This window comes from Dyadobacter chenwenxiniae, from assembly GCF_022869785.1.
GTDB classification, from domain to species: Bacteria; Bacteroidota; Bacteroidia; order Cytophagales; family Spirosomataceae; genus Dyadobacter; species Dyadobacter chenwenxiniae.
In genome coordinates, this window is sequence record NZ_CP094997.1 from 908,852 (window position 1) to 933,472 (window position 24,621).

A 24,621-nucleotide genomic window follows, 5' to 3' on the forward strand; every position below is an offset into this window, starting at 1 on the left:
ATTATAGTTTAAAATAGACCCATTGACGGGAATGGCGATTCGTATTGTTCCATTGCACCACTTTTCCCACCAGAAACAGCCATGTGAAAAGGATTATCACACCTAATGCACGAAATAACATCGTTTCTAAAATATTTTCCGGAACTTTTGAAAGAGTCAAATCAGGATCTTCGGTGTAAAATACAGGATTTAAATATAGCTTGGTACCATTGTCATAGGTGCAGGTGGCTCTGGCGTAATGGTAGTTTTTATTAAGTACAAAGTTGACTTTTTGAAGATTATTAAACGACTGTATCACCTTTCCATTCTGGCCAGTAATAACAATTTCTCTGGCAGGTTGACTTAATTCGATTGTGATAATATCTGTACTAATTGTCAGGCTTTTGAGATAAGGTATTGAATCCACATTCTGATTGTCACCAATTACAACACCATAACTATTTCCGGATTTAAGTGCCTGTAAAACTAAATCTTTGCTATTTTCCCGAACGTTTACAAATGTACACATCTTGCCAAGCCGGTCCTTTTTGATAACATTGTGCAAATCATCATTACCAACAACAAACGTTTTTTTCCCGGCAGAAAGATCGGCATCCCATTGACTTGTTGAAATTACGGAAGGATTTAAAACTTCCATGCAATCATAACCTGACAGCGATTGAAAGTCGCTATCAACATAGCCTTTTCTTAATTCCGGGTGATTTAATATAGTAACTGACTGGGCTTCCTTCAAATGATTAAGCACATCTTGTTTATTGTGAATAGTTTGTGGAAAAAGGTAATCCAACCATTGAACTTTTTTGCTTCCCAAAACAAGCTGATGCGTTTTGTTGATATTAAAGCCGTGTTCATATGCAGATATATAATTCTTTTCAAAAGAGCCGGTTGTATCAATATTCTGATAATTGGAAACACAATGAACACCATATTTCAATGCTTTGTACGCGCTGTGAACATCATTTGCTGTCCCGTGTCCATTGGTAATACCCTTCCAGCTCCGTGCGTGCGCGTGAAAATTGCACTTCACCCAATGGTCAGATTTTGCCGATTTATATGGATTGTAAATCGCGCTACCATTGAAGGGCGCTGACCGATAAAATTGAAATCTGGGGCAAAAGAAATATTGGTTTACCAATAGTAAAACAACCAGCGTGAATAAGAAAATGGAGGCAGACCGAAGTGCTTTCATGGATTCCGTAAAATTGCATTTATGGGATTAGCAGAATGTTAACCCACTGATAACTTACAGTCATGTTTGGGCAAGTCACGCACGTTTCGTGATTAGAAACTGATGATAAGTCCTCGATAATTACGGTTGGATTTTGAGAAAGGTGGGGTAATGGAAGAAATTTAAAAATTTCGAAAATTTGTATTTTTCACCCCACCATTGCATCATATATTCCGTATGGTAACCAGAATGTATAACCTTGTTTAATGCCGACTGCATAGCAGTTATTGTCGTTGCAGCGATGGGTGCTTTCTGGGGAATGAAGGTGTTATTGCCCACAATCAGCACTTGTTTTTTTTAACGCAAAGGATACGCAGCCATGGTAATGAGGATTAAATCTTTCCGGTGTAGCCGCGAGCGGATTTGCGAAGGAGAATCGGGCAGCATCAGTTTGATTCCTATATCTGGTGATAGACAAACTTAAGTCCGTCGAGATAGAGATATGTTGCGTTGGAATTTGAATACGATGACGGGATCTATTTTGAGAGCAAAATAGCAATGAATGAATTATTAATTGAAAAACAGAGGATTGCTAAAAGACTTATTAATGGATCCGAGCAATTTATTCTGAGGAAATTTTCGGTATCGGTGAGCATTATTACGAAGTATATGTAATTTATGATAATATTCTAACGATCCCGATGGAAAACGAAGCAAATCGCTGGGTGATTTGCGCACCAGAACAGCCCTCAATGTCCATGCATTTTTTGAGGTAAATACGCTCAACCTGTTCGAATTCCAGCGGGATTACCTCCACCTCTCCACCTGAGCACTTAAAGCTCTCCATGGGGTTCCTGGTAATCAGATCCTTTTTGACACCGATGTTGGCGATCTGCCTGATCCACTTGACATCTTTCCTGGCAGAAACCTCGGCAAGCGGTTTTGGCTTCCATGCCTGGCGAGGTCACTTTTTTGGTCTTGGAACACCAGTGGTTTGGGTGCACCTTTTTTCCCAGGGAAATTTCATCTTCGAGTCCCTCAATGGTAATCCGGACATAGATGGGCGCTTTGCCATCCTTGGTCGCTTTGGCTTTAAAGAGCCAGAATAAAATCGAAAGTTTCTGATTGCTTTCATCCTTCACATTTTTAAGTGATCTAATGTTTCCCGGCGGGGACATCCCGCAGGCGACGCATCGATTTCCTCAAAACCACATCACACAAGCTATTTTGCGAAATTCGGTTACCTAATTTAGAAAATCTGATAGGTAACCGAATCGGTTGGTTTACTTTGATCAGAATGATTCACGAATCTTCAAACAAGCTGATTTTCAGGCCATTTTAAACGAAAAAGGCGCCCTTTGAGGTGCTTTCAGTGATCCCCTCTCACAAACGGAAGGGATCGCGAGAGAGACGGTGCCGCGCTAGCCTTCCTCGCCAGATCTTCTTGATGGCTGGACTTGTCTTTAACTTACTTGGTAAGCAGTTCAAAAGATTGGTTCGCAAAGCTGGAAAGTCGTTCAGTGGTGACAACCATCGATAAAGAGTTGGATCAAAAACTCAATTTGCAGGCTATTGTCTTTTTGTAATTTTCTTTGTGTTTTTTCAATCAAATTAGAACAAAATATTGTTATTTTGAACTTTGCATAACTTCTATTTTGCTGATGTGTTAGGAACTGATGTAAATAATGAACGGACTTTGCTGGCGCTTTCTTCTATGGCAGACGAGAAAGCGTTTACGTCCCTTTTTTATTTGTACAAGCATAAGCTCTATTCCTATCTGACAAGCCTTACGGAATCTGAAATGCTTGCGGAAGATATCGTTCAGGATGTTTTTTTAAAGCTTTGGAATGATCGTGAAACGCTTGCTGAGATTGATAATTTTGGAAGTTACCTGTTTCGCATGTCGAAAAATCAGGCAATTAATCATTTTCGGAGGATGTCACGCGAGACATTAATCATCTCTGAAATGTTTCAGGCAAATCCCTCTGACAATCAAACAGAGGATACCGTGTCGCTGAAAGAAACTAAAAAAATTCTCGAAGACATCATTGATAAACTGCCTGCTCAGCAAAAGATGATCTATAAGCTTAGCAGACATGAAGGAAAGACGCACGATGAGATAGCTGACATGCTTAAAATTTCTCCCAATACAATTAAAAATCACATTGTACAGGCAATGTCTACCATCCGTACACAACTTCGCCGCTATTCTGATACACTCCTGATGTTGGCATTGGTAACCATCTTCAAAGACTAATTACTCTCACTGCTCTTGAATTCTAATGGATTTGGATCAGGTCACAAGAAATTTGGAAGTAAAAAGCCTGTTTCAAGCGTACATAAGCGCTTTTTAAATATAATTTGGTTTTTTTTCATCACAGACTAGTCCCTGCGGGCTTCTCATTTGTCTTTTATTTGGTGATCGTTCGGATCAATGATGGAATCGTTCGGTAATTATTCGAAGTGCAGCAGTAATTATGGAGAAAAGGAAAATTCGATATGTATAACGAGAGAATAAGATATCTGACAAATAAGTTTTTTGCAGGCACTTACAGTGAATCAGAAAAGGAAGAGCTGGCAATTTGGATCAAAGAGAATCCCGATCAGACTTTGATTGAGGCACTGGAGAATGAATGGGATGATTTTGAGAGTGACATCCGGATGCCTGATCATGTTTCAAACCGAATATTAAGCAATATCCTGGCGTCAAATTCCGAAATCTCGTCATCTGAAAGATTTATTAGTGATTCATCTACAAGATATCTCTGGTCAAAAATCGCAGCGGCTGCTGTTTTAATCCTATCCTTGGGAATATACTGGTGGTCGGGGAAAGATAGAAGTCCGGTTGCTCTGCAAACCACAGCACGTGTTGTAGCAGGTGACATTGCCCCGGGCGGAAATAAAGCAATCCTGACCCTTGGAGACGGTTCCAGTATCATGCTTGACAGTGCGAAAAATGGGAATTTGGCCAGTCAGGGAAATACGAATATTACCAAATCAAAGAAAGGCGAGTTGGTCTACAATGTTTCCGGCGTTCCTGATCAGGCGGTTGTGTTTAATACGATGGCTACCCCGAAAGGAGGCCAGTATCACATTGTTTTACCTGATGGCTCCAAAGTATGGCTGAATGCCGCTTCCAGTTTAAGATTTCCCACTGCTTTTAAAGGAAAAGAGCGTAAAGTGGAAATCACTGGTGAAGTTTATTTTGAAGTGGCGCACAATGCCAGAATGCCGTTTATAGTAAAATCCGGCGATACAGAAATAGCCGTATTGGGAACACACTTTAACGTGATGGCCTATGCTGACGAAAAAGTGATGAAAACCACACTGTTGGAGGGGTCTGTGAAAGTGAGCATCGCGGGCGGTTCAGCGACGCTGTTGCCCGGTCAGCAGGCGCGAATAAAAAGCATCACAAACAATATCCGTGTGGTGGATAACATTGATACTGAGAAAGAAATGGCATGGAAAAATGGCTTCTTTCAGTTTCAGGATGATAATCTGGAAAATATCATGCGACAGATCTCCCGATGGTATGATGTGGATGTGACCTATGAAGGAAATCCGGGGAAAGAAACTTATACAGGCAGGTTACCAAGAAATGCCAATGTTTCCAAGGTTTTTAAAATATTGTCACTTAGCGGTGTGAAGTTCAGAATAGAGGGAAAATCAATTATTGTAACACCATAACCCAGTTTTAGAGCCTATGACAAAATAGACACCAGTAAGATTCAAAAAACAGGTGCTGTCTCAAAAAAAGAACGAAAACGCGTCAACGTTCTCGTTCAGAGGAGCCAGCAAATATTACAATTTGTCCAAAACCGTATTACTAACTCTAAACAAAAGTATGAATCGAAACTCTTTAAACCAAAAGAGACGAGGCCTGTCGTATATAGCCGACAGTTACCGGAGTCTTTTGACAACCAAAACATTTTTGGTAATGAAGCTAATCTTTATTATTTCTCTGGCTTTTTGTATGCAGGTGAGCGCAAGCAGCTCAGCGCAGAAAATCACATTAGTTGCTCAAAATGCATCTCTGGAAAGAGTAATGAAAGATATTGAAAAACAGAGTGGCTACTCTTTTTGGCATAAAACTGAGCTTATTAGCAAGGCGGCGAAAGTTAGTGTTACCATTCAGAACGCTAATCTGGAAGACGCGCTTTCGAAGGTCTTGAAAAATCAGCAGGTTGATTACGCTATTGTAGATCATACGGTTGTTTTGCAAGCCAAGAAGCAGGATAAAATTATAACTCCCATCATAAAGATTCTGGAACCTATTAAAGGTCAGGTAATTGGTTCGGATGGGAAACCGTTGATTGGGGTTACTGTGATTGTAAAAGCGAGCAAATTAGGAACAACGACTGATATGGATGGGAATTTTTCCATAAACGCGACAGACACGGATGTGCTTGTTTTCTCCTATATCGGATTCGATTCAAAAGAAGTTCTCGTTGGCAAACAGAGCAATATTTCAGTTTCGCTGTCAGAAAGTAACACGACTTTGGGTGAGGTTGCGGTGATCGGCTATGGTACGCAGTCACGCAAAACGCTGACCAGTGCTGTAAGTACGGTCAAAGCAGAAGAGATGAATAAAGGAGCAATTACGGACGTTGGCCAGCTTTTGCAGGGTAAAGTTCCAGGTTTGAACATTACGGCAAACGGCGACCCAAACAAGCCAGCGGCGGTTGTTCTTCGCGGTGCGTCAACAATTAACAGTTCGCAGGGGCCTTTTTACGTGATCGATAATGTGCCCGGTGCTGATATTGCGACTATTGCGCCAGACGATATTGCTTCTATTGACATTCTTAAGGATGCAGCTGCGACGGCTATTTATGGAAACAGGGCGGCAAACGGTGTGATCATGGTGACCACTAAAAAGGGTAAAAAAGGTGAGTCCAGAATAACGTACAATGGTTTTGTAGGGATAGAAAAGGTTTCGAACAAACTGGATATGATGACCGGCGCGCAGTTACGAACTTTTCTTGAAAACAACGGCGTGGGACTTGCTCCAAAAGACGACTTGGGTGCAGACACAGATTGGCAGTCGGCGGTTCAGAGAAAAACTGCGATTTCTACAAATCATAATATATCCTTCAGTGGCGGAACCGAGCATAGTACATACAGCGCAAGTTTGAACTACGTAAACAAGGAAGGTATCTTGCTCAACAGTTCCCTTAAACGGTTCATCGGCCGTTTGTCGCTGCAACAATACGCTTTCAAGGATAAAATCAAGTTTGGGCTTACTGTTACCAATTCTAACAGCACGGCCAGGGACATTCCGTTCCGTAATACCGTTTTACTTCAATCAGCTCTTTATCTGCCCGTTTCTCCGGTCAGAAATGCCGATGGAAGCTATTTTGAAAATTTGGATCACACAGATTACTACAATCCGTTGTCAATGATCAACAATGCTGAAAACAGCACGAAAACAAATAACCTGACTGGTAGTTTCACAACCGAGGTGAAGCTGCCGTTTGGCTTGCTGTATAATTTAAACTTATCTTATCTCAATACCAACTCATTAGGAGGCACTTATTATAACAAATATTTTACTGATAACTACAATAATATGTATGATAATCCTGAACCTGGATTGGGATATCATACACAGCAGTCGTTTGGTGCAAACGGACAAGCGAATAGAAGTTCATACCGCAATTCAAGCAAAATCCTCGAAACATTTTTAACCTGGAACAAGGAATTCGGAGATCACTCGCTTAACGCTGTTGTAGGTTATTCATGGCAGGATTACATTATCGGCGAAGGTTTCCAGGTGATTACGAGCAATATGCCGGTTGATAATATCAGCTACAACAACCTTGCTTTAAGTAATCCATACGGCGTGTCAGGTTTTCAGATTGGCTTTGGTGCTGATGGAATTTATCAGCAAACACGCCTGATTTCTGATTTTGCCAGGTTCAACTACAATTACAAAAACAAATATCTTCTTCAGGGTTCTGTCAGAAGGGATGGAAGTTCAGTTTTTGGTAAAAACAATCAGTGGGGCTATTTCCCGTCTGTTGGTGCAGCATGGCGAATTTCAGAAGAAGGATTCATGACAGGACAAAAGGTCTTTAATGATCTTAAACTGCGTGCAAGCTACGGCGTGACGGGTAATGCTACTGGCTTTGGAGCTTACACAACCCAGTTTTTGTCAGGAAGCCTTGGGACTTATTACTACAACGGAACACTTACTGCAGCGCTCGGACCAACGCAAGCTGCCAATCCGGACTTGAAATGGGAAAAAACAGCAACCAGTAATCTTGGAGTTGACTTTGCAGTATTAGAAGGAAGGCTGAGCGGTACTTTGGAACTGTACAACAAGAATACGACAGGTATGATTTATTCGTACAGTGTAGATCCGATTCTGGTGCCAACTGGTAAAATCACGACCAATGGCGGGAGTATTAATAACAAAGGGATTGAGTTGAGTTTGAATGCAATTGTATTCGATAAAGGATCTTTGAAATGGTCTACGGGTCTGAATCTTGCGCACAACAAGAACACGGTTACAAGTCTATCTAACCCGCTTTTTGCAGGTGGTGACTCCGTTTTGCTTGCTTATCCGGAAGGTTTGGGACAGTCCAGCCACTCGCTCGAAATCCTTAAAGCAGGAAAGCCACTTGGTCAGTTTTTCTCTCTCCAGTATGCAGGTAAAGATGCGGCAGGCGTTTCACAGTTTGTCGGCGGAGACGGGCAGTTGACAACAACACCCTCCATCGGAGTGGACTACAAATACATTGGAAATGCGCAGCCAAAATTGCTGGCTGGTTGGTCTAACAACTTTCGTTACAGAAACCTCGATTTGAATGTTTTCGTGCGCGGTGCTTTTGGAAATAAGATTTTCAACGCAACCCGTGCCGATCTGTTCCGTCCGAATACTGCGCAGTACACAAACATTCTTGCTGATGCAGGGGGCGAATCGATGGCTGATTTCAATTCGTATCAGTATTCTTCGAGGTTCGTTGAAAGCGGTAGTTACCTGAGATTCGATAATGCGACCTTGGGCTACAATTTCAAAAATATTGGTTCAGGAATGAAAAGCCTGCGTGTATACACGTCCGTGAACAACCTGTTTGTGATCACAAAATATACAGGGGTTGATCCGGAAATCAATCAGGGTGGACTCGCGCCAGGGGTGGATTCGAATAATTTCTACCCTAAAACAAGAACTTTCCTTTTGGGAGTGAACGTATCATTCTGATTTTTAAAAACTAGATATTATGAAAAAGTCATATATAAAAACCATCTTTTCAGCAGTTTTAATGGGGACAATGGTTTCCTGTCACGACCTGGATGTGCCGGTAACTTCTGAACTTACTCCGGATGTTTTCCCCACAAATGTTTCACAGTTTATCAGCGCAGCGGGACCTGCTTACGTAGCGCTCCGGGGAAATATTTCTGTTGAATATTTTCACTTGCAGACATTAAGTACGGACGAAGCCATTTTTCCAGCCAAAGGTGGTAACTGGTATAATGGCGCTGAATTTAAGGATTTGCACTTACATAGCTGGACAAAAGACCACAGTACCGTCACTGGAAATTGGACCTGGCTGAGCACAATTATCGGTACGGTTAACCAGTCATTGTCTATTCTCGAAACCAATATGCCCGAAGGAACGTCCAAAACCCAAAGCCTGGCAGAACTTAAAATGGTTCGTGCACTCGCTTACTTCTGGATGATGGACAGTTTTGGAAATGTACCTATAATTACAACATATGGCGATTACAGTGCACATCCGAATGCAAAACGGGCAGAAGTTTTTGCATTTCTGGAAACAGAGATCAAAGCTGCACTTCCCGATCTTAGTGAAGTTGTAGACATTTCGACCTATGGCCGTCCGACAAAATATCTTGCGCACGCGTTACTTGCCAAAATGTATCTGAATGCGGAGGTTTACACCGGAACACCCCGTTATGCAGATTGTATCGCAGCTTGTGATGCAATTATTAGTTCCGGCAAGTTTTCGCTCGAACCGGCAAGTTCCTACCTGAAAATGTTCTATCCCGATAATGGCCCTGCCATGAAAGAGTTCATTTTTGCAATTCCTTTCGACGCGACAGCAACCAATAGCTTCCCGTTCCGTGCGACGAACCTGCATTCGCGCTATGATATTCCAAGAGGTATGGTTGCTAAATTCAAGATGCCGTTTACGCCTGATGCAGCGGTGAGTACATTACCCGAATTTTACAAGTATTTCAACGATGCAACGGACATCAGAAATAAAGAATGGCTGACGGGATTGCAGTTTTACGATGACGGCTCGCCAGTTACTGTAACGACCACCAAAAAAGGGTATGACCAGTTTTATAAAGGTGCCGACCCTTCTGCCCCATATACTTATCAGGTTAACATTACGCCAGAAGTTACTTTAAGACAGGATGTTGCCTCTTTCGATGTTGGAAACGATGAGCTTGCCTGGAACATGGGGTACAGAAACATCAAATTTCATCCGGACGCTACCTCTTTGAACAGAAACCAGAATAACGATGTGCCTATATTCCGTTATGCCGACGCAATTTTAATGAAAGCAGAGGCGATCCAGCGGGGTGGAGCTGCAACCTCCGGTGCAACCGCCTTGTCTCTGGTCAACTCAATCAGGACGGCTCGGACAGCGAAAGCGTTTACTAGTGTTACGCTTGAATCAATTTATGAGGAGAGGGCACGTGAGTTTGCTTCCGAAATGTGGCACAGAAACGATATGATCCGTTTTGGAAAATTTGAAAATAAATGGGGATACAAAACGGATGCGGATGTTAACAAACGCATTTTCCCGATCCCGAATTCAGCCATGCTTTTAAATCCTGCGCTGGTTCAAAATCCAGGTTATTGATCTATGGTATTCTCCGTGTCTGTTTTATGGATACGGAGATATTTTCTTCTTGTGACATTTCAGCCCGGATCGTTTTTATGACACGGCGAATCATACCTTAATGTATTAAAAATGAATAACATCCTTAAAGGTTGTTCTTCTCCAAAATTTTTGGGAAGGATCAACTGGTTTTGTCTTGTCTTTTTCTTTATTGTTTTCTCAAAAACTGCAAGCGCGCAAACTATAACAAGCTCGGCAAGATCATTAGTTGAAAGGGTTATCCCGTCTCATGCGTCCCATTTCGAAGTGGAGGAACTAACTTCAAAATCGGGAAAAGACGAATTTGAAATCGAAAGTAAGAATGACAAAATCGTACTTCGTGGTTCAAGTGGCGTTGCTGTGGCTTCCGCACTTTACCATTATCTGACAGAATACGCACACTGCCAGGTTACCTGGAACGGGACCAATCTGGCGCTTCCGGCAAAACTTCCTGTTGTCCCAAACAAAATCAGCAAGGCCACAGTCTACAATTTTAGATACAATTTCAATTACTGCACATTTAGCTATAGCATGAGCTGGTGGAATTGGGAGCGTTGGCAAAAAGAGATCGACTGGATGGCGCTACACGGAATTAACATGCCGCTGGCCATTACCGGCGAAGAATATACCTGGCTGGAGGTGTACAAAGACATGGGTTTCAAAGAAGATGATCTGAAAGATTTTTTCAGTGGGCCGGCTTATTTTGGCTGGTTCTGGATGGGGAATCTGGACGGCTGGGGCGGGCCTTTGCCCATAAGCTGGATGGAAAGCCATAAAACTTTGCAACAGCAGATTGTCAAAAGAGAACGTGAACTGGGAATGAAACCCGTATTGCCAGCTTTCACAGGACACGTTCCTGCTGCTTTTAAAAAGAAATTTCCAAAAGCACAGCTGAAAGCAACCAACTGGACAAACGGATTTGGTGACACCTATATCCTGGATTCACAGGATCCAATGTTTGCCGAAATCGGAAAGAAATTCCTGGATAAGCAAACTAAGCTTTACGGTACCGACCACTTATACTCTGCGGATACTTTTAATGAAAACGAACCGCCGACAGATGAACCGGAATACTTGTCAAAACTGAGCGCCAGGATATATGACGGAATGAACCAGGCTGACCCCGATGCAGTTTGGGTAATGCAAGGCTGGTTGTTTTACAGCGACCGGAAATTTTGGAAAGCACCTCAGATTGAAGCACTTTTAAAAGCTGTCCCGGATGATAAAATGATCTTGCTTGACCTGGCGGCTGAAATTGAACCTGTATGGAAAAGAACGGGTGCATTTTATGGCAAACCCTGGATTTGGAATATGCTGAATAATTTTGGAGGGAATGTCAATCTGTTTGGCCGGATGGAAGGTGTTGCAAAAGGACCTGCCGAAGCCTGGAATGACCCCAACAAAAAACGGCTTGAAGGAATCGGTCTGACGATGGAAGCGATTGAACAGAATCCCGTGATCTATGAACTTACCATGGACCATACCTGGCGGACAACGCCGATTGATCTGGATGACTGGCTGAAAAAATATGCCAGAAATCGGTACGGAAAAGATGACCCGGATCTCAATCAGGCCTGGCAGATTTTAAGAAAAACAGTATACAACGGCAAAGAAATCCGTGATGGCGCGGAATCGATTGTGACGGGTCGACCAACGCTCGATTCGACGACGATCTGGACAAGAACGAAACTGAATTACGCGCCGGAAGAGCTGTTGCCTGCCTGGGATTTGTTTGTTAAATCGGCTAAAAGCGGCAGCAAAACGGACGGATTCCGCTACGATCTGGTGGACGTTTCACGTCAGGTTCTTGCCAATTATGCATTGGTTCTTCACAAGAAATGGGTTGCTGCTTTTAAAAAAGGCGGTAAAACCGCTTTCAAAAAACATAGCAAAGAATTTATTGATCTGATCAACGATATGGATGCGCTGCTGGCAACCCGGAAAGATTTCCTGCTCGGCCCGTGGATTGCCGATGCCAGAAAATGGGGCAACAATGCAGAGGAAAAGGCTTTGTATGAACAAAATGCCAGGGATCTCATTACACTTTGGGGAGATGCAAACAGCCCGCTTCATGAATATTCAAACCGTCAATGGAGCGGATTATTGAGTGACTTTTACAGACCTCGGTGGGAAAAATTCTTTCTTATGCTCAACAATTCACACGAAACCGGAAAGGGGCCCGATTTCGGCGCCTTTGAAAAAACAATCTCTCAGTGGGAGTGGAAGTGGGTGAACGAGCAAAAGTCTTTCCCAATTACAGAAAAAGGAAGCAGCCTGGACACTGCGGTGAAATTGCATACAAAATACCGTCAGCAAATTAGTAATGACTACAAAAAGTAATCGTATCAACGCGGTAGAGCATAAGAACCTACAAACGGAACGACTGGTTTCACTGGATGCCTTGAGAGGGGTTGATATGTTCTGGATCATCGGAGGTGAGCACATTATTCATGCCCTTGCAGAACTGACCGGATGGCCGGTGATGAACTGGCTGTCTGCTCAAATGCATCATACCATATGGAATGGCTGTACATTTTACGACATGATCTTTCCGCTTTTCCTTTTCATTTCGGGTGTATCCATGCCATTTTCATTCGGTAAAAAAGTTGCTGCAGCGGGTGTGGAAAATGCTTATGAGCTTCCATCAAAAGTTAAAAACCAAATTTATAAATCCATGGCCCGGAGGGCATTGATCCTGATTTTTCTTGGCCTGGTTGTCAATGGCTTGTTTAAATTTAACGGTTTGGAAAACACACGGTTTGCAAGCGTATTGGGCAGAATAGGTATTGCCTGGTTTTTTGCCGGAATGATTTATCTCAATTGCAGCCTGGTTAAACAAATTCAATGGTTCTTGGTAATCCTGATCAGTTACTGGCTGGCGATGGCTTACATTCCTGTACCTGGTTTTGGAGCGGGTGACCTGTCGATGGAAGGGTCGCTGGAATCCTGTATTGACCGGCTTTTATTGCCAGGAAGGCTCCATAGTAAAGTACACGACCCGGAAGGGATCCTTTCAACTATTCCTGCCATCGCGACAGGGTTGCTTGGAATTTTCACGGGGACATTTGTGAAAAAGAAAAATTATGAACCGCTGAAAAGTGTTTATTTGATGCTTCTCACTGCACTTGGACTGATGTTGATCGGACTGGTGTGGGATATGATCTTCCCCATCAACAAGCGTCTTTGGAGCAGCTCATTTGTGCTTTTTGCAGGCGGCTGGAGTGTTGCATTTTTTGCGCTGTTCTATTTGGTCATCGATGTGCTTGGTTTTGAAAAATGGACATTCCCATTCATTTTGATCGGTACAAATTCAATTGTGATTTATATGGCAGTCGAAGGCATTGTGAATTTTCAATATACGGCCAATTTTATTTTCGGCGGGTTGATTAATCTCGCTTCGGATCCTTTCAGTGATTTGTTAAAGGCTGTATCCGTTGTTTTGGTAGAATTGGTGTTCCTATATGTGCTGTTTAAGAACAAACTGTTTTTGAAAATTTAATATAGTAGCCGTGTTTCAGTTCCTTGGCACTAAACCGACTCACTAGAAGTTATGGTACAAAAGGCCGACGACACAGTGGGTCGAAACCTTGCCGATTGGTAATGGGCATATTGGTGCCATGATGCATCCAGGCTCACTATACTACCGCTAAGATAAGTCAGGAACGGTCAACTGAAATGCCGTTCCTGCTCCCGGTTCAGATTTGACAGTTATTTTACAGCCAATCGCCTTCGACAGATCACGGATCAGGTGTAGCCCCAAACCCGTCTTCACACCGATCTCTGTGTCATCGTTGAACAACGCTCTCAATTGCTGCGCACTTGCGCCAGGGCCATTGTCGGTAATGGTCAACATCACTTCCATGCCTTGCTCTTCCGCCTCCCACCGGATATGCGCATCCGGAACATTTTTTAGTGCTTTCACGGCATTGATAGTAAGATTTTGGAGAATGGTTTTCAAATAATCTTCATCCGAGACAACGACAAGTGCGCCAGGACTTGAAAAGCTGAATGCTACGTTCGGCTCGGCCGCAAAGAACTTTTCTATATATTCAAACAAACCCGACACCAGTACCGATTTTGCCTGTGGTTTGAAGTTGGTCATCTGTCCCTTGCTCCAAAGCAGCATCGACTCCATGTTCTCCAGCAGTCCCTCGACTGAGGCCGTGATACGTTTCTGGTGCATTTCTGCCAGCTGGGCTGTAAGCATGCCGGGTTCTTCCTTCTGGAGATGAAGGAAATTGATGAGATTCGCTATGGGGCTTCTCAGGTCATGACTCAAAATAGCAAAGAACCTTGCTTTCACCTTATTTGCCTCATCGAGCTCGGCATTCAGACGCAGAAGCTGAACATTTGCCCTTTTTCTGGAAAGGCTTTGCCTGTAAAAAAGTCCTCCTGCCAGCGTAAGCAGCAGCAGCCCAACTGCCAAACCCAGCCGCTGTTTCCGCTGATTTTCCAGCTCAAGCGCATTGATACGGATCTGCTTGTCCCGAAGCTCTATTTCCCGTTTGCCTTGGAGGCCCGCTATGCGGTTCTTATTTTCCTGTGAATAAAGTGAATCCTGCACATGCTGGTAAAGCCGGAAGTTGAGATATGCGTTCTTATAATCGCCGGTTTCGGCCTGGATTTCGGCAAGTGCCCCTGTAAAATGTGCACGGGAACTGATCTCTCCCGTTTGCTCGCTCAACCGGATAGCCTTTGTAAGATAAACTTTGGCAAGATCAGCAAGCTGGCTTCGCGAATAGCCGAGCTTTGAAAGAGAATCACTATGTGCAACCTCCTGGAAAGCAATTCCCATGCTCCCCACATTATGCACGGCCAGCAGGTGCATCGGATTCACCTGGTTCCAAAGCTTTTCTGCCTTTAAGCCGTAGTCAAGCTTGGAGGCAAAGTCTTTCCCCGCCAGAATAGACATATTCGAATAAGCCTTGGCCATGCCTTCCAGATCGCCGGATTTTTCCAGCAACGGAATCGCCTGGTCGTAATACAATTTCGCTTTTTGCGCCTCATTTATGTCTGTATAAATAGCCGCAATTTTCGCAAAAGCATTTCCGACGTTTCTTTGATCATTACCGGATTGCCCATTTAAGTTTCCTTGATATAAACGGAGGCTTTTAAATCCAAAATCGAGCGCTTTGGAATAATTGGATTGAGAAAAGTAAATCTGGGAGATGTTGTCATAGCAAAGGGCCGTGAGATAGTCATCTTTCAGTTCCTCACTTATTTTTAATGCTTTGAAATAGTAATTGGCGGCTTTGGTGTCGTTGGATTTTAGGTTTTGCTCGGCGGCCCCCATGTTGTTCAGTAATGAAGCCATATTCACCTTGTCGTCTGCCTGACGGTGAATATCGTATGCTTTATTGTAAAAATACATGCAGGAATCATAGCTACCCTTGTCGCTATATGCACGTCCAATGTTTAAATTAAAAGCACCGATCGCGCGTTTCCATTTTATTTTGTCAGCTAATTTCAGCCCTGCTTTGCTGTACACAAGTGCTTGCTCGACGTCAATGTAAAAGTACTCATCCGATATTTGCTTGAAGAGCCTCACTTTCAATGAATCGTTACGAACATTAGGGATCCGGGCGATCAGTGAATCCACCAGCTCCTTCCCCTGCTTCTGCCCAAAAGCATTGCATACGACCCCCAGCAGCAAGAAAAAAATGAAACGGGTTTTCATGGCTAGCTTATTTCAGATTGACCAGGACGTCCTTGTAGCTGCGACCAACGGGTAGTGAGATATTTTGCAAAAAAACTTCCTGAGAAGTAAACCGTTCAATGTAATGGCGCTGGACTGCGTAACTTCTGTGAATACGCACAAAAGACTGAAATGCATTCTCAGTCAGCAGATTTCCGATCGAAGAAAGCACTGAGTATTTCTTGCCTGAGGTGACAATTCGCGTGTAATCTCTCAACGCTTCCAGGTACATAATATCATGAAGATTCAACTTGATCTGCTCGTGCCCGTCCTTGATAAAGACTGTGTTGCTATTGCCAAGGCTATACTCGAACAAGTGCGCCTTTCTCTTTATATCAAAGTAATTCTGAACACGGGCCATACAGTGGTCGAAGCGTTCTTTTTTCAATGGCTTAACCATAAAGTCAAAAGCTTCCACCTCAAAACTATCAGCAGCATAGTCGGGATATGCGGATATGAAAATGCAAACCGGGATCTTCATCATTTTTCTGCGGAATTCCAGGCCATTCAGATCGGGCATATCAATGTCACTAAGCATGACATCAATTGGTATCTGATCCACAGAAGTAAGAGCCTGTGTGGCCGATGAAAAGACGCCGGCAACATTCAGAAATGGATATTTTTTTGCGTATGCCTGTGTCGTCAGACGGTCAATCTCGTCATCGTCGATGATGATGCAGGATAGTTGCGTTCCAGACATTTTTTAGAGAGCCAGTTTTCAGTCTAAATATAGTGAAAACCGGTTGTTCGTCTATTTAAAATGCAGTTGGGCGATTCGTTGCGATTTGCAAATTCGCGATCATCTAGTTTTGACCTATCACAAGAAGATCACCAAAACTGATGCACTTCAAATGAAAAATCTCACATTTCTCTTCTTGATGGTATCGGGGGCCTTTACGGTATCCGGACAATCTCCGGTAGGTAACTGGAAAATGCTCTCACACCTGGCCACCTATGACGGAAAGACCTTCGACTCACATGCTGCCTTACTTAACCAGCGTCCCTGCGCATCCAAAATCGTCTATCGTATCACCTCAGACGGCAACTACCGCCTGGATGCGTCCTCTTCGGGCTGCGATGCAAGTTATGTTAATATCCAGCAGAGACTTTATTCAAAAAATGTGTGGAAAATAGATGGCTCAAAAATATTCATTGGCGGCAAAGAGGGCATCGGACATACGTATACGCTCACATTCTCGGGAGACAAAATGATTTGGAAAAGTGAGTATGGCGACGTCATCACATATCAAAACCTTTGAAACACGATGAAAAAACTACTATTTATCACCCTGCTTGGATTTATCGCATGTTCAAAGCCGGGCACTGATCCGGATAATCCAGGTGGGCCTGATCCCGAACCAAACGGGGAACAAACAGGCACCGGCAAAGGAGAACCGGGAATTGTGGGCTTGTCGGGTATTGAGGCCTGGGACAAGCTTGCCGCAACAGAAAGAAACCGGATTAAAGCATGGAACACGGTATTCATGCATCAGTCGGTCGGTGGTGACCTGGAAGACGGTGCCGAAGCCAATGGATTTAAGTTTGAATATTTTGATCTCGCCGCTGCACCAAAAGGTCTGAGTGGTAACGTGTTCAGCGTGTCTAACGGCGATCCGATGGGTAAGATGGCAGAGTTTAAAAAGAATGTCATCGCCCACCAGGCGAGCGTAAAGATTGCCATTTTCAAATTCGGATACGCAGACATAAACGATACCAACCGGGAAGACGTAAAAGCAGCCTACAAAAAAATGATAGACGAACTGCGTACACAGGTTACCGGTATCCGTTTTGTCCATATCACCCCGCCGCTGATCTACATCGTAACCCGGGACGACGGCAATGCAGCCAAAATGAATGTCGCCCAATGGATGAAAGATACATTCAAGACCACAGACGTGATTTACGAACTGGAAGAGATCGAATCCAACAACGGCGCCTGCAAGTTGGGCAATGTGCTCACGATCTGTGACGAAAACCGTTCAACAGAAGCTTGTTCCAGCAAAAATCAGGGAGTAGACGCGGCAGAAGGGCAGGGACACCTTTGCGAAAAAGCCGCCACCCGGATCAGCAAAGCATTTTTAATGAGTATTTACAACGCAGGCAAATAAAGTAAACATGAAAAAGCTATTTTCTTATCTGATACTTTCCGGAATTGTATTCCTGAACATGGGGGCCGGCTGTAATAATAAGAGTGAAGATCCCGCACCTGATGAAAAATACGTTAAACTCCTTGTCGGAGGACGTTGGGATGTGTATAAAACCTATACTGAGTCGGAAAGTGATAAAATAACGCTTACCATTAAAGAAGGGGCTCTGGGCTATAAGTTTTATGCCGACGGCAGTATGGACGGCTGCTCGCAGCAAACGTGCAGGAAACAGGGCCGGTGGAGCTATACGGTCAAGAGCGTGGCAGCGGGAACCGGAGAATTAACATTCTTCAACGACAACAAGGACATCGCCGCCGTGTACGGAGAAAAAACCGTTGGGCACCTGGAAATATTTGACGACAACGAATTTGGCTGGGTGATCACGGGCAATCCATATATCGGAAGCACGGACTATAAAGTACTGAAATGGTGGATGAAAAGGAAGCCATGATTTTAAGTAAGAACTGACCAGTGTTTACAAGAAGGAAGAAGTTAGTACGGGCTGCATTGCTATCTGTTAAGACATATTCTCGCTTGATGTAGTTTGTGAATCCTGCACAAATTTTGACTGCACACGGCCGAACTTCGCTGGCATCTTGATAATAGTGTTTCTTCGTTAGGTTTCACCTGAATCAAAAAATCCTCTCCATCAACATTGACCGATCGATCCAATACTCAAAACTTATCCATCAAGAAAGGCCGAGTTCGGGCTTTGCCTACGGAACCATTTTCCATTGACTTTAACCAAGCATAGTTCCTCTTTTTATTATCAGAATTCATCCTGTCAATATTTCATTGATATGTTAGTGTATAATTTTATATTGCATTCTTAAAAATTTCCACATGATTCAAGATCCTAATGCTGGCAATATGATTCAAATGGTCAATGAGCTAATAAATCATCTCCCTGAACGAGGTAAAGTTGAAATTGTTCCGTTTTCCGATACGTCCCAATTTTTAATACCTAACGAATTGATCTAATTTCGATCAACGAATAGCCCAATCCGCTCCCTACAAATCCGCTCCGTCAAATCTCTCAACAACGCCACCCGACTCCCCAAATACTCCAACTCCGCCTTCTCAATCTTGTAATTCCTATTATACCTCGCATCAATATACGCCTTTTTAAGAAGCACAAACAGCCGCTTCTCCTCCTCGGTAGACATTGGAAAAACCGTCGCGAACTCTGCATGTTGCTTAATGACGTGTTGCCCTAAAATTTCAATGTCATGGATTCTCGGCTTGTAGTCGGTGAAAACAAGCAGTATCGCGGCATAGAATCTTTCTGTGGCTTGATGAAGTTCAAATGCAGCATTATTGTAGTAGGTTATCTTATTCTCTCCTTTTTGAAAGAAAAATTCAAAGGCTTCAAAAAAGTGGTTTGCGCTTTCAAACCAATGCTCAAATTGTTCCGTCGCTTTTTCGACTCTTTGCTCCGGATTAAGGTTTTTCGGTTCGGACAAGGAGAATTTTCCGGAATCAAAAAGCATAATTCCTTCTTTCAGGATGTCGACAAAGAAATAGTAATTGCGCTCGATCTTGTCGTTCACAAAACCAATGCTGTGATAAATGATGCTCGTTCTTGTGATTTCATCATCGGCCATCAGTTCCTCATCCAGCTCACGCGACTTCTTAACTTGCTTTGCCGAATTTTTGTCTTTGGTGACGATCAGAATGTCAAAATCGCTTACATACTCGTACTTCTCCTGGTAATCCTCGACCCAGTCACCCCGCGCATAGCTGCCGAAGAGAATGATCATTTCCGCCGGAACCTTTTCGATGATAATTTGGGTGATCTCTTTTAACTCGTCTTGCTTGTTTTGTGGGAGATGAGAGAGGGAGGTTTTCATTCGTGTGTGGGGGTTTTTGAAATTTTGGTAAGATACAAAATTTCAAAAACCTATTTACGACGTGCCCTACTGTTCAATTGCCATCGTCCGCACTTTTCCATTTTTAAAAGTGTAGACGTGAAATAACAGCGTGTCGCTTAAAATTTCACCTTCCACACTTTTTATGATCTGACGGACTTTGATCGCAATCCGTCCGTCCGGCTTCTTATCGAATGAAATCGGCTCGACCATAGGATCAATCTGTTCCCATTGCCGCAGCCAGTAAGCACGCACTTCCTCGTGCCCGGACACATAGCCGCCCTCCCAGCCATTGGGCCAGCTTACGTCTGTATGCATATGCGCCAGAACTGCATCGATCCGACGAGCATTGAAATCCTGATAGAGCTGGCGGAGTAGTGTTTGATAATCCATAACATAGTTTGTTTCAAGATCCCGAAACTACATATTGAATGATTATTCCAATCTCGGTAAACATTGAGATTTAATCGCAATTACCGACTACACATTTGGCGGTTCTGGCTACACTTTCGGCTATTCGTTTCCGGAATTTTGTATCGTAACATTCAACCATACGATATGATTAATGGAATTGAAAATAAAGTAATTGCCATCACCGGCGCAAGCAGCGGCATAGGTGAAGCCACGGCGGAGCTGCTGGCAGCAAAAGGAGCGAAAGTCGTTCTCGGTGCTCGCCGGGCAGATCTTTTAGCAACTCTAACTGAACGCATCCAAAAAGCAGGCGGCCAGGCGGTTTACCTGCAAATGGATGTTACTAAGCGGACAGAAGTCGCGTCCCTGGTACAATTGGCTTTGAATGAATTTGGCCGTTTAGATGTGATCATTAACAATGCAGGTATCAGCCAGCTGCAATTACTGGAGGATGTAGATGTGGAAGGTTGGGAGCAAATGATCGATGTGAACCTGAAAGGAACGCTTTATGGCATTGCCGCCGCGTTGCCCGTTTTCAAAATGCAGGGTTCCGGACATATTATCAACATCATTTCGACAGCTGGCATTAGTATTGTGCCTACAATGGGCGTTTATGCGGCTACCAAAAATGCAGTTCGCACGGTCAGCGAAGCTTTGCGGCAAGAGTCAAAAGGCCGGTGGCGTGTGACCGGAATATCTCCCGGATTCGTGGATACGCCCTTCGCGGGCAAAATCAAGAATGAGGCTGTCCGGGATGCTGTGACGCAAAAAGCGAGCGAAATTGCTATCCCTGCCACGGCCATTGCAGAAGCGGTTGCCTACGCGATCGCGCAGCCGGATCAGGTGGATATCGGCGACATTGTGATCCGTCCGACTGTTCAGGATTAAGTAGAAAGTTTTCAGATTGGTATTTTCAAAAAAGAGGTATATAGATATGCAGGGGCAACCAGTAGTTTTTGATAATATTTCAGCTTTGATGGAGCGGGTCGGCTTGCCGTCACCGCTGCATCCGCTGATCACATTGGTCAACTATGACGAAAACAAACCTGGCCTGGCTGATGCGGGAAGTCAGTATTTGCTGCATTTTTATAAAATAGCTTTTAAGTTACGGTTCAATGGCAAGGCGAAATACGGACCTGGATCTTATGATTTTCGCGATGGCGGGCTTGCTTTCGTTGGGCCCAATCAGATCGTCCAGCTATCCGATGATTTGGAGGAGCACGAGGGTTATGCATTGTACTTTCATCCCGATCTTTTCTACAAACATCCACTTGCATCCCGCATTCACCGATATGGCTTTTTCGCGTATTCGGTCTCCGAAGCATTGTTTCTCTCCGAGAAAGAGAAGCGTGTAATCAAAGGTGTATTTGAGTCAATAGCGACGGAGCTGGGAACGCACACTGATCATTTCAGCCTGGATGTGCTGGTTTCGCAGATCGAGCTGCTCCTTCATCACTGCAATCGTTTTTACAACCGGCAATTCTTGACTCGCAATGTGGTTCATCACGATCTGATCGATCAGATGAATGCATTTTTAGATGAGCGCTTTGAGAAGAAAGAGGCGCTTGTGAGCGGCTTGCCGACGACCCAGGAAATAGCAGAGGAATTGAAAGTTTCACAGCGATACTTGTCCGACATGCTCAAATCCCTCACCGGTCAGACCACCCAGCAGCATATTCATTTGAAGATGGTTGACAAAGCCAAGGAAATGTTTGGGAATGACCTGCTTACAACGGCCGATGTGGCTTATGCATTAGGCTTTGAGCATCCGCAGTCTTTCAACAAATTATTCAAACAAAAAACCGGCATGTCACCCGCTGCTTTTCGTAAGTTGCTGAATCCGAATTAGGAACTGGCCACTTACAAGATGGATGCTTCCTGCTAGGGTTTTCCCTAAGATTTATAAGATGGGAACTGTTGGATTTACGTTCACGGCTGATTCATCGTACTTTCGATGGATAAATTTATAAATATAAATGATACGAGTCCTCATCGCGGATGACCATAATGTCTTTGTTGAAGGCATCGAGTCGCTTATTTCGGGATCACTTGATATTGAAGTGACGGAGCGCTGCTATACGGTGCAGTCAGTTATGGAGCGATTAAGCCAGACCGCGATCGACGTCGTGTTACTTGATATTTCTTTTCCCTACATTGAAGACGGCCTCGGCCTTTGTGAATATATTGTCCGTACATACCCGGAAACGAAAGTGGTAGCACTGACTATGCACGACGATGCCAGTCTCATTAAGCGGGTCGTGAAAAAAGGGGCGAAAGGCTATTTGTTGAAGAATACTACAAAAACGGAGTTGCTGCAGGCCATCCAGGCGGTTCACCACGAGAAGCAATATTTTAATGAATCGATCACGCAAATTTTGCTGAACGATAGCCCCAAGACCAGAAGGTCGACGGCCGGCATTGGCGCAAAACCACACCTTAGCCCTCGCGAATCGGAAGTGCTGACCCGCATTGCGCAGGGATTAACTACGCAGCAGATGGCCACTCAGTTATTTGTGAGCGCCAAAGCGATCGAATTTCACCGAAGCAGTCTGCTGATGAAGTTCGGTGTTCCTAATACAGCCCTACTGATTAAGACGGCTATGGAGATGCAAATGATTGATTAATTCTATTTTGTCATTACTGGTAATGCTCATGAAATGCTGTTCTCTCCGGTCTGTTTGGCGGATCATTTTCCTTTTCGTAATTATCCTGACCGGCGGGTTTCAATCCGTCGAGGCGGTAACTGACACGACGTCTGTTGATAGTTTACAAAGACAGATTAAGATGTTGGTGCAGGATAAGCTTTACAGTCAGGCTGCAAAAGCTTACGATTCTTTGGGTAAACTATACCATCGGCAGTATGGATACAATAAATACACGATGGATTCTTACTTAAGTAGCTTGAAATATTACAGCCTGATGGGCGACTCACTTGGATATTTTAATCAGTACCTGGTGATAGGGGACTACTACACCCAGGATTACTTCATGCATGCTTACGCTGAACAATATCTTAAAAAAGCCCAGCAATATTTTGAGCGAACCCATAACATGCCCAAAGTCATCGAATCTCGATTGGGTTTGCACAATATCGCGCAACATGTAGAACCTATGCCGCCCGGTTTGAAAACACACCTGCGTGAAACCGAGCGGCTTAGCGTACAATACAAACAACCCTATTCTCAGGCGTATGCCCTTAGTCTGCTAGCTAATACGTACTTACTCTCCAAGCAGCCCGATTCTGCATACTATTTTGCAAGCCGAAGTCTGATTATATCAAATCGATTAAATGTCAATTGGTTAATTGGCCTGAATCACTTTTACCTGGGCCTGGTTGAGCAGTTTAGACATCATAGTCTGGCGGCTATTGAAGCCTACCAGAAGAGCTACAACTTATCGAAGGCTGAAAATAGTCTGGGCATGATGCGGGAATTATCGCGGCACACGGCAGATAGCTATTCACGTATGGGCGACTATAAAAATGCATACGATTGGTCATCAAAAACGCTCGATTATACGGTCCAGTTTTACGCATCCGAACAAACAAAAAGTATTCGTTTGCAGGAACTGGATAGTCAGATCAAAACGCTGGCAGTTGAAAAACAACTGGTGGAAGAAAAAAGTCGCAATCAGAATGTATTGAATTCTGCACTATTTATCGGCTTTATAATCAGTATTATAGGCGTATTTACACTTGCGTATCTAAGACGTCAGCAAAAATTGATTGACCATCAACACACGGTCATCGCTCAGCAACAGATTCGACAATTGGAGCTTAAATCGCTTCGTGCGATGATCGAAGGTCAAGAAGGCGAACGCAGTCGGATTGCGCGTGATCTGCACGATGGTCTGGGAATTCAACTTTCGCGAATTAAACTATTCATTGAAGCGCATCAGGAAGAATTGCCTTTATCCGTTAAGGAACCCTTGAACCAGTTTCTGGATGAAGCCTGCACCGAAACCCGGCTGATCTCCAACGATCTGCGCCCCTATGCGCTGTCAACTTTCGGCCTCGTTCCGGCGCTGGAAGACCTGGTGCAAAAACTAAATTTGGTAAACAAAACAAAGCTGATCTTAGACCATTATGGCGAGATGCCACCTTTGGGTGATGAAGCTGCCGTGATGATCTACCGGGTAGTGCAAGAGTTGCTCAATAACGCGCTGAAACACGCGCACGCCCAGATGGTGACGGTCCAGCTGATGGTCAATGAAGAAACAACCTTGATTAGTGTAGATGACGATGGCCAGGGGGCTGATTTTGACAATCTGCAATCAAAAGGAAATGGTATCTCCAACATTCAGTCCCGCATTGCCTACCTCGGCGGGCAGGTCATGTGGCACGGCGAAGCCGGAAAAGGAACATCCGTTATGATTTCGTTGCCCATGCAAAAGTTACAAAAATTGGAAGCGTTTGTGGCTTGACAGTCCAAAAATTGAGTTTTGCTTCTCTATTTCGGGTTTTCCCTAAGTTTTAAAAAACCTT

At 43.9% G+C, this 24,621-nt stretch carries 20 protein-coding genes and 1 pseudogene; 14 read left to right on the forward strand and 7 right to left on the reverse strand.

The annotated features are described in order from the left end of the window. Position 1 precedes the first annotated feature (1 nt). The 3 genes from MUK70_RS03795 to MUK70_RS31075 form a co-directional block, all read right to left on the reverse strand. Complete coding sequence (locus MUK70_RS03795; protein WP_234658772.1) at positions 2-934, reverse strand: CehA/McbA family metallohydrolase domain-containing protein; 933 nt, start codon at positions 932-934, stop codon at positions 2-4. A gap of 910 nt (positions 935-1,844) precedes the next feature. Beyond that, the gene (locus MUK70_RS03800) at positions 1,845-2,015 is read right to left on the reverse strand and encodes a hypothetical protein (protein ID WP_234658773.1); all 171 of its coding nucleotides are present in this window, start codon (positions 2,013-2,015) and stop codon (positions 1,845-1,847) included. Continuing rightward, the gene (locus MUK70_RS31075; protein ID WP_374759746.1) at positions 2,002-2,346 is read right to left on the reverse strand and encodes an Arm DNA-binding domain-containing protein; all 345 of its coding nucleotides are present in this window, start codon (positions 2,344-2,346) and stop codon (positions 2,002-2,004) included. The genes MUK70_RS03800 and MUK70_RS31075 overlap by 14 nt, the downstream gene beginning before the upstream one ends. Before the next feature lie 461 nt (positions 2,347-2,807). Between MUK70_RS31075 and MUK70_RS03810 the strand changes: the two genes are divergently transcribed. The 7 genes and pseudogenes from MUK70_RS03810 to MUK70_RS31080 form a co-directional block, all read left to right on the forward strand. Further along, positions 2,808-3,425, forward strand: a complete 618-nt coding sequence (locus tag MUK70_RS03810) for an RNA polymerase sigma-70 factor (protein WP_234658775.1) — start codon at positions 2,808-2,810, stop codon at positions 3,423-3,425. A gap of 242 nt (positions 3,426-3,667) precedes the next feature. Then, entirely contained in the window at positions 3,668-4,855 is a 1,188-nt protein-coding gene (locus MUK70_RS03815) for a FecR family protein (RefSeq protein ID WP_234658776.1), read from the forward strand. Positions 4,856-5,105: 250 nt separating this feature from the next. Next, positions 5,106-8,369: a TonB-dependent receptor gene (locus tag MUK70_RS03820; protein WP_234658777.1), complete on the forward strand. Its 3,264-nt coding sequence runs from the start codon at positions 5,106-5,108 to the stop codon at positions 8,367-8,369. 19 nt (positions 8,370-8,388) lie between these two features. Then, the gene (locus MUK70_RS03825) at positions 8,389-9,999 is read left to right on the forward strand and encodes a RagB/SusD family nutrient uptake outer membrane protein (RefSeq protein ID WP_234658778.1); all 1,611 of its coding nucleotides are present in this window, start codon (positions 8,389-8,391) and stop codon (positions 9,997-9,999) included. 111 nt (positions 10,000-10,110) lie between these two features. Beyond that, a complete protein-coding gene (locus MUK70_RS03830; RefSeq protein ID WP_244784672.1) occupies positions 10,111-12,357 on the forward strand; it encodes an alpha-N-acetylglucosaminidase in 2,247 nt (748 codons plus the stop codon). After that, positions 12,341-13,516: an acyltransferase family protein gene (locus MUK70_RS03835; RefSeq protein WP_234658780.1), complete on the forward strand. Its 1,176-nt coding sequence runs from the start codon at positions 12,341-12,343 to the stop codon at positions 13,514-13,516. Before MUK70_RS03830 ends, MUK70_RS03835 begins: the two co-directional genes overlap by 17 nt. A gap of 61 nt (positions 13,517-13,577) precedes the next feature. After that, positions 13,578-13,667: pseudogene (locus MUK70_RS31080) on the forward strand (glycoside hydrolase N-terminal domain-containing protein); the annotation flags it as partial. On the opposite strand, the gene MUK70_RS03840 reads toward MUK70_RS31080, so the two are convergent. Next, positions 13,664-15,694 (reverse strand): tetratricopeptide repeat-containing sensor histidine kinase, encoded by a 2,031-nt coding sequence (locus tag MUK70_RS03840; protein WP_234658782.1) that lies wholly within the window; start codon positions 15,692-15,694, stop codon positions 13,664-13,666. The pseudogene MUK70_RS31080 and the gene MUK70_RS03840 overlap by 4 nt on opposite strands. 7 nt (positions 15,695-15,701) lie before the next feature. After that, complete coding sequence (locus tag MUK70_RS03845) at positions 15,702-16,412, reverse strand: LytR/AlgR family response regulator transcription factor (protein WP_234658784.1); 711 nt, start codon at positions 16,410-16,412, stop codon at positions 15,702-15,704. Between the two features lie 151 nt (positions 16,413-16,563). Here MUK70_RS03845 and MUK70_RS03850 point away from each other — a divergent pair, with 151 nt between their 5' ends. The 3 genes from MUK70_RS03850 to MUK70_RS03860 are packed head-to-tail and all read left to right on the forward strand — an operon-like array spanning position 16,564 to position 18,310. After that, positions 16,564-16,971: a hypothetical protein gene (locus tag MUK70_RS03850; RefSeq protein ID WP_244784674.1), complete on the forward strand. Its 408-nt coding sequence runs from the start codon at positions 16,564-16,566 to the stop codon at positions 16,969-16,971. 6 nt (positions 16,972-16,977) lie between these two features. Further along, the gene (locus MUK70_RS03855) at positions 16,978-17,820 is read left to right on the forward strand and encodes an SGNH/GDSL hydrolase family protein (protein ID WP_234658786.1); all 843 of its coding nucleotides are present in this window, start codon (positions 16,978-16,980) and stop codon (positions 17,818-17,820) included. Positions 17,821-17,827: 7 nt separating this feature from the next. After that, positions 17,828-18,310, forward strand: a complete 483-nt coding sequence (locus MUK70_RS03860; RefSeq protein WP_234658787.1) for a hypothetical protein — start codon at positions 17,828-17,830, stop codon at positions 18,308-18,310. A 526-nt stretch (positions 18,311-18,836) separates the two neighbouring features. Here MUK70_RS03860 and MUK70_RS03865 read toward each other — a convergent pair. Both MUK70_RS03865 and MUK70_RS03870 read right to left on the reverse strand, forming a co-directional pair. Beyond that, complete coding sequence (locus MUK70_RS03865; RefSeq protein ID WP_234658788.1) at positions 18,837-19,709, reverse strand: HEPN domain-containing protein; 873 nt, start codon at positions 19,707-19,709, stop codon at positions 18,837-18,839. Positions 19,710-19,775: 66 nt separating this feature from the next. Next, positions 19,776-20,120, reverse strand: coding sequence for a nuclear transport factor 2 family protein (locus tag MUK70_RS03870; RefSeq protein ID WP_234658789.1), 345 nt, complete (start codon positions 20,118-20,120; stop codon positions 19,776-19,778). Positions 20,121-20,285: 165 nt separating this feature from the next. Between MUK70_RS03870 and MUK70_RS03875 the strand changes: the two genes are divergently transcribed. From MUK70_RS03875 to MUK70_RS03890, 4 genes are all read left to right on the forward strand, one after another. Beyond that, positions 20,286-21,026, forward strand: a complete 741-nt coding sequence (locus MUK70_RS03875) for an SDR family oxidoreductase (protein WP_234658790.1) — start codon at positions 20,286-20,288, stop codon at positions 21,024-21,026. Between the two features lie 46 nt (positions 21,027-21,072). Then, entirely contained in the window at positions 21,073-21,987 is a 915-nt protein-coding gene (locus MUK70_RS03880; protein ID WP_234658791.1) for a helix-turn-helix domain-containing protein, read from the forward strand. A 127-nt stretch (positions 21,988-22,114) separates the two neighbouring features. Next, the gene (locus MUK70_RS03885) at positions 22,115-22,762 is read left to right on the forward strand and encodes a response regulator transcription factor (protein ID WP_234614375.1); all 648 of its coding nucleotides are present in this window, start codon (positions 22,115-22,117) and stop codon (positions 22,760-22,762) included. Between the two features lie 28 nt (positions 22,763-22,790). Then, complete coding sequence (locus MUK70_RS03890; protein ID WP_234658792.1) at positions 22,791-24,560, forward strand: sensor histidine kinase; 1,770 nt, start codon at positions 22,791-22,793, stop codon at positions 24,558-24,560. Positions 24,561-24,621 lie beyond the last annotated feature (61 nt).

What these genes read in the sequence shown, in the direction of transcription:
- MUK70_RS03800 (WP_234658773.1), bottom strand. Translation starts at nt 2,015, where the DNA reads ATGGAGAGCTTTAAGTGCTCAGGTGGAGAGGTGGAGGTAATCCCGCTG.
- MUK70_RS31075 (WP_374759746.1), bottom strand. Translation starts at nt 2,346, where the DNA reads ATGTCCCCGCCGGGAAACATTAGATCACTTAAAAATGTGAAGGATGAA.
- MUK70_RS03815 (WP_234658776.1), top strand. Translation starts at nt 3,668, where the DNA reads ATGTATAACGAGAGAATAAGATATCTGACAAATAAGTTTTTTGCAGGC.
- MUK70_RS03820 (WP_234658777.1), top strand. Translation starts at nt 5,106, where the DNA reads ATGAAGCTAATCTTTATTATTTCTCTGGCTTTTTGTATGCAGGTGAGC.
- MUK70_RS03825 (WP_234658778.1), top strand. Translation starts at nt 8,389, where the DNA reads ATGAAAAAGTCATATATAAAAACCATCTTTTCAGCAGTTTTAATGGGG.
- MUK70_RS03830 (WP_244784672.1), top strand. Translation starts at nt 10,111, where the DNA reads ATGAATAACATCCTTAAAGGTTGTTCTTCTCCAAAATTTTTGGGAAGG.
- MUK70_RS03835 (WP_234658780.1), top strand. Translation starts at nt 12,341, where the DNA reads ATGACTACAAAAAGTAATCGTATCAACGCGGTAGAGCATAAGAACCTA.
- MUK70_RS03840 (WP_234658782.1), bottom strand. Translation starts at nt 15,694, where the DNA reads ATGAAAACCCGTTTCATTTTTTTCTTGCTGCTGGGGGTCGTATGCAAT.
- MUK70_RS03845 (WP_234658784.1), bottom strand. Translation starts at nt 16,412, where the DNA reads ATGTCTGGAACGCAACTATCCTGCATCATCATCGACGATGACGAGATT.
- MUK70_RS03850 (WP_244784674.1), top strand. Translation starts at nt 16,564, where the DNA reads ATGAAAAATCTCACATTTCTCTTCTTGATGGTATCGGGGGCCTTTACG.
- MUK70_RS03855 (WP_234658786.1), top strand. Translation starts at nt 16,978, where the DNA reads ATGAAAAAACTACTATTTATCACCCTGCTTGGATTTATCGCATGTTCA.
- MUK70_RS03860 (WP_234658787.1), top strand. Translation starts at nt 17,828, where the DNA reads ATGAAAAAGCTATTTTCTTATCTGATACTTTCCGGAATTGTATTCCTG.
- MUK70_RS03865 (WP_234658788.1), bottom strand. Translation starts at nt 19,709, where the DNA reads ATGAAAACCTCCCTCTCTCATCTCCCACAAAACAAGCAAGACGAGTTA.
- MUK70_RS03870 (WP_234658789.1), bottom strand. Translation starts at nt 20,120, where the DNA reads ATGGATTATCAAACACTACTCCGCCAGCTCTATCAGGATTTCAATGCT.
- MUK70_RS03875 (WP_234658790.1), top strand. Translation starts at nt 20,286, where the DNA reads ATGATTAATGGAATTGAAAATAAAGTAATTGCCATCACCGGCGCAAGC.
- MUK70_RS03880 (WP_234658791.1), top strand. Translation starts at nt 21,073, where the DNA reads ATGCAGGGGCAACCAGTAGTTTTTGATAATATTTCAGCTTTGATGGAG.
- MUK70_RS03885 (WP_234614375.1), top strand. Translation starts at nt 22,115, where the DNA reads ATGATACGAGTCCTCATCGCGGATGACCATAATGTCTTTGTTGAAGGC.
- MUK70_RS03890 (WP_234658792.1), top strand. Translation starts at nt 22,791, where the DNA reads ATGAAATGCTGTTCTCTCCGGTCTGTTTGGCGGATCATTTTCCTTTTC.